This is a genomic window from Kushneria sp. AK178 (assembly GCF_053903105.1).
In genome coordinates this window covers 237,707-251,630 of sequence record NZ_CP096381.1, presented here as the reverse complement: position 1 = coordinate 251,630, position 13,924 = coordinate 237,707, and the positions used below count along the sequence as shown (strand labels likewise).

The window sequence follows — 13,924 nt, the reverse complement described above, 5'->3', positions numbered from 1 at the left end:
GCGATCTACTCCTGTTCGCGGCGAGCGGTGCGCGAGACGATCGCGCTGATGGTCCCGGAGGTGGACAGTCCCTCCTCGAAGCCCAGCACCCGGACTTCGCCACCGTTGGCCATCACGGCCTCGCCGCCGGCGATCTCCTCGACGCGGTAGTCACCGCCCTTGACCAGCACATCCGGCAGCACGCGCTCGATCAGTGCCGCCGGCGTGTCCTCGCCAAAGGGCACGACCCAGTCCACCGCGCGCAGTCCGGCCAGCACCGCCAGACGGTGCTCGAGCGGTGTGATCGGCCGGCCTTCGCCCTTGAGGCGCCTCACCGAGGCGTCATCGTTGACCGCCACGATCAGCCGGTCCCCCTGGGCGCGGGCCTGCTCGAGATAGCTCACGTGGCCGGCATGGAGCAGATCAAAGCAGCCGTTGGTCATGACAATGCGCTCGCCGCGGGCCTGGGCGCCGCGTACGGCCGCCGTCAGGGTATCGGCATCGATCACCCCGTGGCCGGCCGCCACGCCGTGGTCGGCATTCAGCGCCGCCTCGACCTCCTCGACCGATACCGTGGCGGTGCCGGGCTTGGCCACCACCACGCCGGCCGCCAGATTGGCCAGTGCCATGGCATCCGGCAGGCCCTGGCCGGCCGCCAGCGCCAGCCCCAGCACGCCGATGACCGTGTCGCCGGCACCGGTCACATCAAAGACTTCCTGCGCCCGGGTCGGCAGGTGCAGCGGCGGCAGGCCTTCGCGAATCAGCGTCATGCCGCGCTCGCTGCGGGTGATCAACAGCGCCTCGAGCTCGAGCTCGGCGCGCAGCGCCTCGCCGCGCGCGGTCAGCGCCTCCTCGGTGTGGCAGCGCCCCACCACGGTCTCGAACTCGCTGAGGTTGGGGGTGATGATGCTGGCCCCGCGGTAGCGGTGAAAATCGCTGCCCTTGGGGTCGATCAGCACCCGCTTGCCGGCCCGTCTGCCGGCCTCGATCAGCGTCTGCACCTGCGACAGCGTGCCCTTGCCGTAGTCGGACAGGATCATCAGGTCGGTGTCGGCCAGCGCCGCCTCGACCTGCGCCGTCAGCCCATCGGTATCGACGCCCTCGAGGGAGGATTCGAAATCCAGCCGGATCAGCTGCTGGTTGCGGCTCATCACGCGCAGCTTGGTGATGGTGGGAATTCCGGCGCTGCGCTGAAAGCGCGAGGCGATGCCGGCGCGGGCCAGCAGATCGTCCAGGATAGCGGCGTTGTCGTCGCAGCCGATCAGCCCGGACAGCGTCACCCCTGCCTTCAGCGCGGCAATATTGAGCGCCACGTTGGCCGCCCCGCCCGGGCGATCCTCGCTGTCATCGACGCGTACCACCGGCACCGGCGCCTCGGGCGAGATGCGCGAGGTGGGGCCGTGCCAGTAGCGATCAAGCATCACGTCGCCCACCACCAGCACCCGGGCCCGGCCGAGCATTGCGGGATCAAACATCATGGCGCACGCTCCCGGCAGCCCTGTCGTGGTCGGCGGTCAGCGCCAGCAGGGCATCGAGCCGGTTGATGACATCATCAAAGGTAATCAGTGACATCGCATCCTCATGGCGAACGCGGGTGCCCCAGACGATCTCGTCCGGTGACTTGTGCAGATAGGTGGTCACGGCATCGGGATAGCGATTGACGACGTGCTCGCGCCAGCACCAGGGCGCCGCACGCTCGGGGTTGGTGGTAGCAAAGAGCCCCAGCACCGGCGTGTTCATGGCATTGGCCATGTGCACCGGCCCGGAGTCGGGCGCAATGACCATGCGCGCCTCGTCGATGATTGCCAGCAACCCCTTGAGCGAGGTACGCCCCAGCAGATTGACCGGCTCGGCCTCGCTGACGCCGTCGGCGATGCGCTCGCACATCTCGAGCTCCTGGGCGCTGGTGCCGCCGGTCAGAAAGGTGGTCAGGCCGTGGCGACGCCAGGCGTGATCGATCACGGCGGCGTAGCCCTCGGCCGACCAGTTGCGAAAGTTGCGCAGCCGCGGACTGGCGCACGGACTGATCACCAGCGCCTGACGGCCGTCCAGAAACTCACGCGCCTCGTCGCGGGCGGTCTCCGGCAGCGGGATGCCCCACTCGAGCCGGTCATCTTCCACGCCGAGTTCGCGGGCGAAGTCCATGAAGGATTCGAGCACGTGCGCCTTCGGATGGGGCGTGAGCTGGCGGTTGGTGAACCAGGTCTGCCAGTCCTTGGCGCGGGCGCGGTCATAGCCCAGACGAATATCGGCCTTCAGCCCCAGCGAGAGGAGACTGGCGCGGATGGACTGCTGCATGTGCAGCAGCACGTCAAAGCGCGTGTCGCGCAGCTCGCGCCAGAGTCTGCGCATGCCGGCAAGGCCCGTGGCCTTGTCGTAGACCATGAACTCGACCCCGGGGAGGCCGGCCAGTAAACTGTGCTCCGCCCGGCCGATGATCCAGGTGATCCGGGCCCCGGGCCACTGGCGCTGCAACGCCCGAACGGTCGGTACGAGATTGCAGACATCGCCGAGGGCGGATAACCGCAATACACAGATATGCGCGGGTCGCGCGGGCAAAGGATGCTTCATGCGGATGATTACGTCCCGAAAAGCGAATGCGCACATTCTATATGATGCTCAAACGGCCCCACAAACCGGCCGGCCGGCGCTTGAGCCCGAACACTTCACCGTCGACTGGTGGCACGCGCGTGATGCCGTCATCGACCAGGCGCCGGGGCGCGGTGAGAGCCTGTTCGTGCGCGCCGGTGATCAGACGTGGGTGCTGCGTCACTATCGCCGTGGCGGTGTTGTGGCACGCCTCAGTGCCGAGCATTATGTCTGGACGGGCGCTGAGCGCAACCGCGCCTTTCGCGAATGCCGCCTGCTGGCCACCCTGCTTGATCGCGGGCTGCCGGTGCCGCCCCCTATCGGCGCCTGCGTCTGGCGTACCGGCATGGTCTATCAGGCCGCGCTGATCACCCGGTACATCGAGGGCGCCCGGGCCCTGGCATCACTGGTACAGGCCCCCGATGCCGCCACGCGCCACGACGGGCTTTTAACGGCGTGTGGCCGCATGATCCGCCGCTTTCACGACGCCGGCCTCGACCATGTTGATCTCAATGCCCGCAACATCCTGATCGACGGTCACAATACCCCCTGGCTGATCGATCTGGACCGCTGCCGCCTGCGCTCGAGCGGGCGCTGGCAAACCGGCAATCTTGCACGGCTTGAGCGTTCTCTGGAAAAGTTTGCCCCCGGGCAGGCCGCCACCCTCATGGCCCCCATCAACCACGGATACCAATCGAGTTAGATCATGCCTCGTTCAAGTGAAGATTCCCTGCGGTTTCGACTGCGCGCCACGGCCTTTTTTGCCCTGTTCAATCTGATATTTGTCTGGCTTTTGTCGCTGCGCTATCTGCCGATCATCGACATGCCCGGGGAGGCGCTCGGCATCGTCTGGCTAATCTGCGCCTGGCTGGGCAGCTTCGGCACCCTGGCCGTGGCGCTCTGGCTGCTGCCGGCGCTGTTGTCGCTGTTTTTAAAGCGCCGCCTGCTGATCTGGCCCTGCGCCGTGCTGGGCACGCTGGGGCTGGGCGCCCTGTTTGCCGATACCCAGCTGTTTGCCGCCACCGGCGCCCACCTGGTGGCGCTGTCAGGCGATGATACCCCTGACCTGTCCCCCCTCCAGTGGGGCCTGACCGGCGGCGGCGTGGTGCTGATCGCGCTGGTCGAACTGTGGCTCGCCTGGCGCATCATGGCACGCGCGCGGCGCATCACCTCCCCGGTGTGGAGTCTGGTGATCCTGATGCCGGTGCTTCTGATGGCAAGCGTGGGCATCGATATCGCCACCGATACCGACCAGACGGCCGTGCTGCATCCGCAGGAGGCTGATCGCCAGGCCCTGATGGGCGAGCCGGCCACACCCGTGCCCGAGGCCCGCGAGGCGGCCACCCGGCGCCACCGGAACGACGGCCCCACCATCGATGACAGCGTCGACCCGACCCGCCGCGATACCACCGGCACCCCGGACGGCACCGAGGAGACGCCATGACCACGACCGGTGCCGCACGCCCGCCGATCACCGGCGTGGTCATCACGCTCAATGAAGCGGCGAACATCGAGGCCTGTCTGGCCTCGCTGGGCCGCGTCTGCGACGAGCTGATCGTGGTGGATTCGGGCTCGGTGGATGACACCGGCGCACTGGCCCGGGCCGTGGGGGCCCGGGTCATCGAGCAGCCCTATCTGGGCGACGGCCCGCAGAAAAACGTCGGCCCGAAGGCCGCCACGCACCGCTGGGTGCTGTCGCTGGACGCCGATGAGCGCCTCACCGACGAGGCGGTCGCCGCCATCAACGCGCTGGCGCTTGCCGACACGGGCCATGACGGCTTCGCCCTGCGCCGGCGCAATTTCATCGGCTCACGCTGGGTGAAGCGCTGCGGCTGGTATCCCGACTACTGCCTGCGCCTGTTTGATCGCGAGCGCACGGCCTTTTCCGACTCGCGCCAGCACTCAAGCGTTCAGGCGCAAAGCCCCCACGAGCTGGACGCCGATATCGAGCACTACTCCTTTGCCAATCTGGCAGAGCTTTTCACCAAGGCCGGGGGGCGGTTTTCCACCCGCGCGGCCAAGATCATGTATCTCAAGGGCAAGAAAGTGAACGCTTGCTCACCGTTTATCCACGGTGCCAACGCCTTCTTGCGCAAGTACCTGTTTCAGCGCGGCTTCATGGCGGGGCTGGACGGGCTGTCGGTGTCGCTGTCGGCCGGCATCAATGCCTATCTGAAGTACGCCAAGCTGCTGGAATTTCAGCGCGACCCGCAGGTACGCGAGCGCGAAGACTTCAATCGGGTCTGGTAGCCCCTGAAGCCCCGCCACTGACGGTGTTTGCTGACCCAGGTTCTGTCTGAAAAGTCGGTGAGCGAAGACAAGACAAGGCAAAAATTGGCGAAGAAACGGAGTTTACGGGGTGTAAATGAGTATTCTGAGTCAATTTTTAACGCCGTATTGTCGAGCGCAGGCACTTTTCAGGCAGAGCCTGCTGGCCGCCCGGCCACTTCATGCATCACCCTTGGTACCTCGATTCCTTCACAGGTGAGTGATTCCTTGCATATCTGTCACGTCAATCTGGCGCGAGACTTTCGCGGCGGCGAGCGCCAGACCCAGCTGCTGATCGAGCAGCTGGCCGCCCACGACATACCCCAGACGCTGGTGTGTCGCCGGGACTCCCCGCTGCGCCACGCCCTGTCCGGTGTCGAAGGGCTGAACCTCGTCACCGCCCGGCGGATGTGGTCCGGCCACAAGGTCACGCCGGCGGTGGATCTGGTCCATGCCCACGAGGCCCACGCCGTTCACTGGGCCTGGTGGCACTCGAAGCTGCGCCGCACGCTCTATATTCTCACCCGGCGCGTGCCGCAGCCGGTCAGGGACAAGTGGTTCAACCGCCGAACCTATGGCAGCGCGGCCACCGCAGTGGCGATCTCGTCGCCCATCGAGGCGCATCTCGAGGCGCGCCGCTGGTGCCCGGTGACGCGCATCCCCAGCGCCCTGTCGCACTTCACCCGCAATACCACCGTGGTCGAGACGCTGAAAAGCCGCTTCGAGGGCCGCTATGTGGTCGGCCATGCGGGCGCGCTGGTGGATCGCCACAAGGGGCAGAGCCTGATCATCGAAACCGCCCGTCGGCTGGCCGACACGCATCCCGATATCGTGTTCCTGATGCTGGGCAGCGGCGAGGACGAAGAGCGCTTCAAGCGTGAAAGCGAGGGGCTCGACAACATCATCTGGGAAGGCTTTCAGTCCAACGTGGGCGACTATCTGGCCGCCATGGACCTGTTTGTCTTTCCGTCGCGCAATGAAGGGCTGGGCTCGACGCTGCTGGACGCCATGGATGCCGAAGTGCCGATCATTGCCAGTGACGTGGATGGCATCCCCGATATTGTCATCAACAATGAAAGCGGCATGCTGATCCCGCCCGACGATGCCGATGCCCTCCATGAGGCGGTGCTGGCGCTCAGGGATGACCCCGCTCGCGGCGAACGCCTGGCCCGCGGCGCCTGTCAGCGGCTGGAAGCCTTCACCCCCGAGACCATGGCGAGCCGCTACCGCGCCCTCTATGCACAGCTGCTCGGGACCGACAGCGCCTGAGCCCTTCGCGCGCGCCGAACACGCACAGCAGCGTCTGAACATGGCATCATGCGCGCACTGAAGACGACGGCACATCGGGAGTGGTCATGGAAAAAATCAGGGTTGGGGTCATCTTTGGCGGCAAATCGGCCGAGCATGAAGTGTCGCTGCAGTCCGCCCGCAACATCGTCGATGCCCTTGATCGCGAGCGCTTTGAGGTGACGCTGATCGGCATCGACAAACAGGGGCAGTGGCACGTCAACGACGCCGACCACTACCTGGTCCATGCCGATGACCCGGCCCGCATCGCCCTGCACCATTCACAGCGCGATCTGGTCGTCATGCCCGGTCGTGAACAGGCGCAGCTGATCGAAATCGATCGGCAGGCGGCGCTCGAGCAGCTCGATGTGGTCTTTCCCATCGTGCACGGCACCCTCGGCGAGGACGGCTCGCTGCAGGGGCTTCTGCGCATGGCCAACCTGCCCTTCGTCGGCAGCGGCGTGCTGGGCTCGGCGGTGAGCATGGACAAGGATGTGACCAAGCGTCTGCTGCGCGATGCGGGTCTGGCCGTGGCCCCCTTTGTCACCCTGACCCGCCAGAGCGCCGCCGAAGCCGACTTTGACGCCCTGCGCGAGCAGCTGGGCACGCCGCTGTTCGTCAAGCCGGCCAACCAGGGCTCCTCGGTGGGGGTCAGTCGGGTCACCGGTGCCGCAGAGCTTGAAAGGGCGCTGGCGCTGGCGCTGTCGTTTGACCACAAGGTGCTGGTCGAGTCCGCCGTTCAGGGTCGCGAGATCGAGTGCGCGATCCTCGGCAATGACGACATCGAGGCGAGCCCGTGCGGCGAAATCATCATCAATGATGACGGCTTCTACTCCTACGACACCAAATACATCAGCGACGCCGGGGCGGCCGTGGCCGTTCCCGCCGACATTGATGACACCGCCAGCGACGAGATTCGCCGCATCGCGCTCGAGGCCTTCAAGACGCTGGAGTGCGCGGGGCTGGCGCGGGTGGATGTATTTCTCACGCCGGATAACCGGGTGATCATCAACGAGGTCAACACCCTGCCCGGCTTTACCCGCATCAGCATGTACCCGAAGCTCTGGCAGGCCGGCGGTCTGAGCTATCCGGCGCTGGTCACGCGTTTGATCGAGCTGGCGCTCGAGCGCCATGAGCAGGACCGCGCGCTGGACAGCGACCGCCACGACTGACGGCTCGCCCGGGTCCGGACAATCTCGAGGAAGCGGCGATGGATATTACCTGGTGGGGGCTCTTTCTGGGCGCGGCAGTGATGATCAATCTGACGCCGGGGCCGGACATGCTCTATCTGATGGCCAAAAGCGCCAGCGGCGGCCGGCGGGAAGGACTGGCCGCCGGCGCCGGACTATGGTGCGGCGCCATGGGGCATGCGCTGGCCGCCGCGCTGGGACTGTCGGCCGTCGTCATGGCCTCGGCCACGGCGTTTACCGCGATCAAGCTGGTGGGCGCGCTCTATCTCTTCTATCTCGGCGTACAGGCGCTGCGTCACGCCGGCAGGCAGTTCCGTCCGCCCGAGCCCGGCGCACGACCGACCGGGGCCTGGCGCGCCTTTCGTCAGGGCATCCTGGTGGATCTGTTGAATCCCAAGACGGCGCTGTTTTTCATGGCCTTTCTGCCCCAGTTCGTGCGTCCGGAAGCCGGACCGGTGCCGGCCCAGCTGTTGCTTCTGGGCATGCTGACCATTGTGGTGGCCATTCCCATCGAGCTGGCCGTGGTGCTGGGTGCCGCGCGCCTGACCGACTGGCTGCGCCGGCGCGAGCGCCTGGCGCAGTGGCTGGATCGCCTCATGGGCACGGTCTTTATCGCCCTGGGCGCGCGGCTGCTGGCCGTCACCCGCTGACGGCCGGACCGGTCACTCGACGGTCATCGTTGCAATCACCCGCGAGGGCTCAAGATCGTTGAGGCAGCGCGTGTGGCCCAGCGGGCAGGTGCGCTCGAAGCACGGCGAGCAGGACAGGTTGAGCCAGTGGATATCCCGGGCCGGTGTCAGGGGCGGCGTGTAGTTGGGCGTGGAGGAGCCGTAGATCGCCTGCACATGGGTGCCCACGGCGGCAGCCACGTGCATCAGCCCGGAGTCGTTGCTGACCGCCTGCTCGCAGGCCCCCAGCAGATCGACGGCATCGGTCAGTGTGGTCTCGCCGCACAGATTGATCACGCCCTCGAGCCCCTGACCGATCGCTTCCCCGGCATCCCGGTCCTTCGGCCCGCCCAGCACGATCACCTGATGGCCGCGGGCGATCATCGCCTCGGCCACCTGGCGGAAATACGCCAGCGGCCACTGCTTGGCCGGGCCGTATTCGGCCCCCGGCATCATCGCAATCAGCGGTCCTTCCAGCCCGTGTGCCTGCCGGAGGGCCTGCTGACGGGCGCTGTCCACCTGCAGCTGCGGCTCGGGGATGGCATTCGAGGTGCCCTCGAGTGGCAGCCCCAGCGACACGAAGCGCTTGACGGTCTGATCCAGCACCGCCTTGTCGAGCGCGCGCCGCTCGGTGAGCAGCACATAGCGCTGCTCGCCGGTGAAGCCGACCCGTTCGGGGATGCCGGCAAAAAACGGCACCAGCGCCGACTTGAGCGAGCGCGGCAGCACGACCGCCCGATCGTACGCCCCCTTGAGCGAGCGTCCGAGGTGCCAGCGCGTGCGCAAGCCTGTCTCGCCGTGGCCGGTTTCCAGCACGATGGCGCGACGCACCTGCGGCATGCGCTCGAGCATCGGCGCCGACCACTTCGGCCCCATGACATCGATCACACAGTCCGGATCACGCCTTTTGAGCGCGATGAAAAGGCTCTGCGCCATGACCATGTCGCCGACCCATGACGGGCCGACCACCAGAATGCGCTCGCCCTCGGCACTGCGTTGTGACAGATCACTCACGAATCGCGGTTCCCCGTCACGCCGAGCGCTGCCATGTAGTCCGCAACACCCCGGGCGAGGCCGCGGAACTCGCGGTCGTAGCCGGCCTCGCGCAGCCGCGAGATATCGGCACAGGTGTAGCTCTGATAGCGCCCCTTGAGATGCTCGGGGAAGTCGATGAACTCGATCTCGCCGCGACCGGTCATTTCGATCACCGTCTCGGCAATCGTCTTGAAGGGCTCGGCGCGCCCGGTCCCCAGATTGAAGATGCCGGACTTGTCGGGGTTGTCGAGAAACCACAGGTTCACGTCTACCACGTCATCGACGTGGATGAAGTCGCGGCTCTGCATGCCGGCCTCATAGCCGTCGTACGCGCCGAAGAGCTTCGGATTCTCGCCGTTCATCACCTGGGTGTAGTGATGGAACGCGACGCTGGCCATCGAGCCCTTGTGCTGCTCGCGCGGGCCGTAGACGTTGAAGTAGCGAAAGCCCACCACCTGGGTGGTCAGCTGATCCCAGCGGGCGCGCACGTACTGATCAAAGAGCAGCTTGGAGTAGCCGTAGACGTTGAGCGGCTTTTCATGCTCGCGCGCCTCGACGAAGACCTCGCTGCCGCCATAGGTCGCCGCCGAGGAGGCATAGAGAAAAGGAATCTGATGGGTCTGGCAGTAATCGAGCAGCACCTTGGAGTACTCGAAGTTGTTCGCCAGCATGTATTTGCCGTCCCACTCGGTGGTCGCCGAGCAGGCCCCCTCATGGAAGATCGCCTCGATGCGTGGCAGACGGGCATCGCGGCGCAGGCGATCAAGGAAGTCGTCCTTGTCGAGATAGTCCTGGATCTGGCAGTCGGCCAGATTGCGAAACTTGGTGCCATCGGTCATGTCATCAACGACAACAATATCCTCGCGGCCGCGCGCATTGAGTGCCTTGACCAGATTGGCGCCAATAAAGCCGGCGCCGCCGGTAACGACGATCATGGGACGTACTCCTGCATTGAACTTGAAAGGCAGCGGCGCCGGAGGCGCCTGTCGGTTGGTGACAAGCGTAGCGCCTGATGGGCCGGGTATCCGGCGCGTCTGCCGTGGCTGCGGCCCCGTCGAGTCGACGCGGCCCTATAACCCGCATGGCGCTGATTGTATACTTGTGGGCTATTGAATTCATGGGCCAACGGTGGTTCCCCGATGACGGTTTCATCCACGAGCGCGTCAACGCCAGACGTGAAAACCTTTCAGGGCCTGATTCTGGCCCTGCAGCAGTACTGGGCGCAGCAGGGCTGCGTCATCATGCAGCCGCTGGACATGGAGGTGGGTGCCGGTACCTTCCACCCGTCCACCTTCCTGCGCGCCATCGGTCCGGAGTCCTGGAACTCGGCCTACGTTCAGCCCTCGCGCCGTCCGACCGACGGGCGCTATGGCGAAAACCCCAACCGTCTGCAGCACTACTACCAGTTCCAGGTGGTCATGAAGCCCTCGCCGGAGAACTTCCAGGAGCTCTATCTGGGCTCGCTCGAGCATCTGGGCCTCGACCCGCTCGTCCACGACATCCGCTTTGTCGAGGACAACTGGGAATCCCCCACGCTGGGCGCCTGGGGGCTGGGCTGGGAGATCTGGCTCAACGGCATGGAGGTGACTCAGTTCACCTACTTCCAGCAGGCCGGCGGCATCGAGTGCTACCCGGTCATGGGCGAGCTGACCTATGGACTCGAGCGCATCGCCATGTACCTGCAGGATGTCGACAGCGTCTATGACCTGATCTGGACCCGCGCCCCGGACGGCTCGACGGTGACCTACGGCGACGTCTACCTGCAAAACGAGCGCGAGCAGTCGACCTTCAACTTCGAGCACGCCGACGTGCCGACGCTGTTTGCCGACTTCGATCATCACGAGCGCGACTGCCAGGCGCTGCTGGAAGCCAACCTGCCGCTGCCGGCATATGAAAAGACCCTGAAGGCGTCGCACACCTTCAACCTGCTCGATGCCCGTCACGCCATCTCGGTGACCGAGCGCCAGCGCTATATCCTGCGCGTGCGCACCCTGGCCCGTAACGTGGCCCATGCCTACTACGCCTCGCGCGAGGCGGCCGGCTTCCCGCTGGCATCAGTTGACATCCGCGATGAAATCCTCGGTCAAAAGGAAGCGAGCTGATGGCCCCCGACAACACCACGGCCGCCAACGCCCCGGCGTCCACCCGCACGCTTCTGATCGAGCTGGGCTGTGAAGAGCTGCCCCCCAGTGCGCTGGCCGAGCTGGTCGATGCCCTCGCCCTGGGCGTCAAGAACGGCCTGCGTGATGCCGGCATCGCGTACGGCGAAGTGCTGCCGATGGCCACGCCGCGCCGTCTGGCCGTCAGCATCACCCGGCTGGCCGAATATCAGCCCGATCAGCCCATCGAGCGCCTCGGCCCGGCCGTGGCGGCCGCCTTTGACCAGGATGGCAATCCCACGAAGGCCGCTCAGGGCTTTGCCGGGTCGCTGGGGCTCGACGTCAGCGAACTCTCGCGGATCGACACCGACAAGGGCGAGCGCCTCGGCCATCGCTACACCCAACCGGGTGAGGCCACCACGGCCCTTCTGCCCGACATCGTGCGCCAAGCCGTCGACGCCCTGCCGGTGCCCAAACGCATGCGCTGGGGCGCCTCGCGCGTGGCGTTTTCGCGCCCGGTGCACTGGCTGGTCATGCTCTTTGGTGACGAGGTCGTGCCCTGCGAGCTGCTGGGGCTCGAATCCGGACGCACCACCCGCGGCCATCGCTTCCACTACCACCACCCCATCGAGCTGTCGCACGCCGATGAGTATCTGGAGAAGCTGGAAAATCCGGGCTACGTCATTGCCGACATGGTCAAGCGGCGCAGCCTGATCGTCGAGCAGGTGCGCGAGAAGGCCCGCGCTCTGGATGCCACGGCGGTCATCGAGGATGCCCTGCTTGATGAGGTCACGGGCCTGGTCGAGTGGCCGGTGGCGCTGACCGGGCGCTTTGACGAGCGCTTTCTGGAGGTGCCGGCGGAGTGTCTGATCTCGTCGATGAAGGCCAACCAGAAGTACTTCCACCTGCTCGACGGGCAGGACAACCTGATACCGGCGTTCATCACCATCAGCAACATCGACAGCCGCGACCCGCGCCAGGTGATCGAGGGCAACGAGCGCGTCATCCGTCCGCGCCTGGCCGATGCGGCGTTTTTCTTCGAGACCGATCGCAAACGGCCGCTGGCGGCGCGCATCGAACAGCTTCAAAGCGTGGTGTTCCAGCAGCAGCTGGGCACGCTGGCCGACAAGAGCGTCCGCGTCGAAGCGCTCTCCCGCGCCATTGCCGAACGCCTCGGCGACAGCGGCGAGCAGGCCGGCCGGGCCGCCCGACTGGCCAAGTGCGATCTGGTCACCGAGATGGTGCTCGAGTTCCCCGAGCTGCAGGGCATCATGGGCGCCTACTACGCCCGCTTTGACGGCGAGGACGATGCGGTCGCCGGCGCACTCTCCCAGCAGTATCTGCCCCGCTTTGCCGGCGATGACATCCCCGACACCGTCACCGGCCAGGCGCTGGCCATTGCCGACCGCCTCGACACCCTGACCGGCATCTTCGGCATCGGGCAGCGCCCCACCGGCACCCGTGACCCCTTTGCCCTGCGTCGCGCCGCGATCGGCGTGCTCAGCATCACGGTGGGTGCCGAGCTGGATCTCGACCTGCGCGAGCTGCTTGTCATTGCCGCCGGCCAGCACGGCGGCGTGACCGACGTGGCGGCACTGGTCGATGAAGTGCAGGACTACATGCTCGATCGCTTCCGCGCCTGGGCGCAGGAAGCCGGCATGAGCGCCGAGACCTATCTGGCCGTGCGCGCCCGCCCGGTCACGCACCCGTTCGACTTCGAGCGGCGCCTGCGCGCGGTGCATGCCTTCACCCATCGCGAGGAGGCCCTGGCCCTGGCCGCGGCCAACAAGCGCGTGGCCAATATCCTGTCCAAACAGCAGGGTGATGTGCCGGACGAGGTGGACGCCGCACGTCTTGCCGAACCCGCCGAGCAGGCGCTGCATGACGCCGTCTCTGCCAAGCGCGAGGAGACGGCGCCGCTGATTGCCCGGCGCGACTATGCCAGCGCGCTGGACGCCCTGGCCGAGCTCAAGGCGCCGGTGGATGACTTTTTCGACCAGGTCATGGTGATGAGCGATGACGAGGCGCTGCGGCGCAACCGGCTGGCGCTGCTGGCCGGGCTGCAGGGACTTTTCCTCGAAGTCGCCGACATTGCGCTGCTGGGTCAGTCATGAGCACCATCCGCTTTCGCCGCGCCACGACCGATGACATTCAGGCGCTGATCCACCTGGTGACCTCGGCCTATCGCGGCGAGTCCAGCCGGACCGGCTGGACCACGGAAGCGGACCTGCTCGATGGCGAGCGCATCGTCCCCGAGGTGCTGCGCGGCGATATCGAGCGCTCCGGCAGTGTGGTGATCATCGCCGAGCGACCGGGCGACAGCACGCACGAGCTGGTGGCCTGTGCCCACGTGGGCGAAGAGGACGGCACCGGCTATTTCGGCATGTTTGCCGTGCGTCCCTGGCTACAGGGACACGGCATCGGTCAGGCGGTGCTGGCGGAAGCCGAGCGCGTGGTACGCGAAGAGCTGGGACTGGACCGACTGCGCATGACAGTTATCGATGTGCGTCTGGAGCTGATCGCCTGGTATGAACGCCGCGGCTATGCGCGCACCGGCGACTACCTGCCCTTCCCCTACGGCGACGAGCGCTTTGGCACGCCAAGGCGTGACGATCTGCGCTTCGCGGTGCTGGAAAAGACGCTGATCTGATCGAGCATCGCCAGGGGCGGGGTTTCATGTGCAACGTTTCACGTGAAACACCCGCCCCGCTTTTTTGCCCCCTTCCGGATTCAGCCCGGCGCCGCTTCGCGCCCGGCCTTCAAATGGTTGATTACCCCGCCCGCTCGCGAGCCCAGCGATGGTCGAACA

13 protein-coding genes are annotated in these 13,924 nt (G+C 66.2%); 9 read left to right on the top strand and 4 right to left on the bottom strand.

Going from position 1 to position 13,924, the window contains the following annotated elements:
* Positions 1–5 precede the first annotated feature (5 nt).
* Positions 6–1,457 (bottom strand): bifunctional D-glycero-beta-D-manno-heptose-7-phosphate kinase/D-glycero-beta-D-manno-heptose 1-phosphate adenylyltransferase HldE, encoded by a 1,452-nt coding sequence (hldE, locus tag M1D97_RS01140; protein WP_456268909.1) that lies wholly within the window; start codon positions 1,455–1,457, stop codon positions 6–8.
* Entirely contained in the window at positions 1,447–2,550 is a 1,104-nt protein-coding gene (locus M1D97_RS01135) for a glycosyltransferase family 9 protein (protein WP_456268908.1), read from the bottom strand. The genes hldE and M1D97_RS01135 overlap by 11 nt, the downstream gene beginning before the upstream one ends.
* Here M1D97_RS01135 and M1D97_RS01130 point away from each other — a divergent pair.
* From M1D97_RS01130 to M1D97_RS01105, 6 genes are all read left to right on the top strand, one after another.
* Positions 2,549–3,271 carry a 3-deoxy-D-manno-octulosonic acid kinase gene (locus M1D97_RS01130; RefSeq protein ID WP_456268907.1) on the top strand — a complete coding sequence of 241 codons (723 nt, stop codon included), beginning with the start codon at positions 2,549–2,551 and terminating at the stop codon, positions 3,269–3,271. The genes M1D97_RS01135 and M1D97_RS01130 overlap by 2 nt on opposite strands.
* A 3-nt stretch (positions 3,272–3,274) precedes the next feature.
* The gene (locus M1D97_RS01125) at positions 3,275–4,012 is read left to right on the top strand and encodes a DUF3413 domain-containing protein (RefSeq protein ID WP_456268906.1); all 738 of its coding nucleotides are present in this window, start codon (positions 3,275–3,277) and stop codon (positions 4,010–4,012) included.
* On the top strand, positions 4,009–4,818 hold the full coding sequence (locus M1D97_RS01120) for a glycosyltransferase family 2 protein (protein ID WP_456268905.1): 810 nt from the start codon (positions 4,009–4,011) through the stop codon (positions 4,816–4,818). Before M1D97_RS01125 ends, M1D97_RS01120 begins: the two co-directional genes overlap by 4 nt.
* Positions 4,819–5,052: 234 nt before the next feature.
* Positions 5,053–6,105: a glycosyltransferase family 4 protein gene (locus tag M1D97_RS01115; protein WP_456268904.1), complete on the top strand. Its 1,053-nt coding sequence runs from the start codon at positions 5,053–5,055 to the stop codon at positions 6,103–6,105.
* Positions 6,106–6,191: 86 nt separating this feature from the next.
* Complete coding sequence (ddlA, locus tag M1D97_RS01110) at positions 6,192–7,295, top strand: D-alanine--D-alanine ligase (protein ID WP_456268903.1); 1,104 nt, start codon at positions 6,192–6,194, stop codon at positions 7,293–7,295.
* 38 nt (positions 7,296–7,333) lie between these two features.
* Complete coding sequence (locus M1D97_RS01105) at positions 7,334–7,963, top strand: LysE family translocator (protein ID WP_456268902.1); 630 nt, start codon at positions 7,334–7,336, stop codon at positions 7,961–7,963.
* A 12-nt stretch (positions 7,964–7,975) separates the two neighbouring features.
* Here M1D97_RS01105 and waaF read toward each other — a convergent pair whose 3' ends face one another.
* A complete protein-coding gene (gene waaF, locus M1D97_RS01100) occupies positions 7,976–8,986 on the bottom strand; it encodes a lipopolysaccharide heptosyltransferase II (RefSeq protein WP_456270245.1) in 1,011 nt (336 codons plus the stop codon).
* Positions 8,987–8,991: 5 nt separating this feature from the next.
* Positions 8,992–9,951, bottom strand: coding sequence for an ADP-glyceromanno-heptose 6-epimerase (rfaD, locus tag M1D97_RS01095; protein WP_456268901.1), 960 nt, complete (start codon positions 9,949–9,951; stop codon positions 8,992–8,994).
* A gap of 204 nt (positions 9,952–10,155) precedes the next feature.
* Between rfaD and glyQ the strand changes: the two genes are divergently transcribed.
* The 3 genes from glyQ to M1D97_RS01080 are packed head-to-tail and all read left to right on the top strand — an operon-like array spanning position 10,156 to position 13,765.
* Positions 10,156–11,118 (top strand): glycine--tRNA ligase subunit alpha, encoded by a 963-nt coding sequence (gene glyQ, locus M1D97_RS01090; RefSeq protein ID WP_456268900.1) that lies wholly within the window; start codon positions 10,156–10,158, stop codon positions 11,116–11,118.
* A complete protein-coding gene (gene glyS, locus M1D97_RS01085; protein WP_456268899.1) occupies positions 11,118–13,229 on the top strand; it encodes a glycine--tRNA ligase subunit beta in 2,112 nt (703 codons plus the stop codon). Before glyQ ends, glyS begins: the two co-directional genes overlap by 1 nt.
* Complete coding sequence (locus M1D97_RS01080) at positions 13,226–13,765, top strand: GNAT family N-acetyltransferase (protein WP_456268898.1); 540 nt, start codon at positions 13,226–13,228, stop codon at positions 13,763–13,765. Before glyS ends, M1D97_RS01080 begins: the two co-directional genes overlap by 4 nt.
* The last annotated feature ends 159 nt before the right edge of the window (positions 13,766–13,924 follow it).

Bases quoted from the DNA above. Each gene is read 5' to 3' on its own strand.
- rfaD (WP_456268901.1), bottom strand. From the start codon at position 9,951: ATGATCGTCGTTACCGGCGGCGCCGGCTTTATTGGCGCCAATCTGGTC.
- M1D97_RS01125 (WP_456268906.1), top strand. From the start codon at position 3,275: ATGCCTCGTTCAAGTGAAGATTCCCTGCGGTTTCGACTGCGCGCCACG.
- glyQ (WP_456268900.1), top strand. From the start codon at position 10,156: ATGACGGTTTCATCCACGAGCGCGTCAACGCCAGACGTGAAAACCTTT.
- M1D97_RS01130 (WP_456268907.1), top strand. From the start codon at position 2,549: ATGCGGATGATTACGTCCCGAAAAGCGAATGCGCACATTCTATATGAT.
- hldE (WP_456268909.1), bottom strand. From the start codon at position 1,457: ATGATGTTTGATCCCGCAATGCTCGGCCGGGCCCGGGTGCTGGTGGTG.
- ddlA (WP_456268903.1), top strand. From the start codon at position 6,192: ATGGAAAAAATCAGGGTTGGGGTCATCTTTGGCGGCAAATCGGCCGAG.
- M1D97_RS01135 (WP_456268908.1), bottom strand. From the start codon at position 2,550: ATGAAGCATCCTTTGCCCGCGCGACCCGCGCATATCTGTGTATTGCGG.
- glyS (WP_456268899.1), top strand. From the start codon at position 11,118: ATGGCCCCCGACAACACCACGGCCGCCAACGCCCCGGCGTCCACCCGC.
- M1D97_RS01080 (WP_456268898.1), top strand. From the start codon at position 13,226: ATGAGCACCATCCGCTTTCGCCGCGCCACGACCGATGACATTCAGGCG.
- M1D97_RS01120 (WP_456268905.1), top strand. From the start codon at position 4,009: ATGACCACGACCGGTGCCGCACGCCCGCCGATCACCGGCGTGGTCATC.
- M1D97_RS01105 (WP_456268902.1), top strand. From the start codon at position 7,334: ATGGATATTACCTGGTGGGGGCTCTTTCTGGGCGCGGCAGTGATGATC.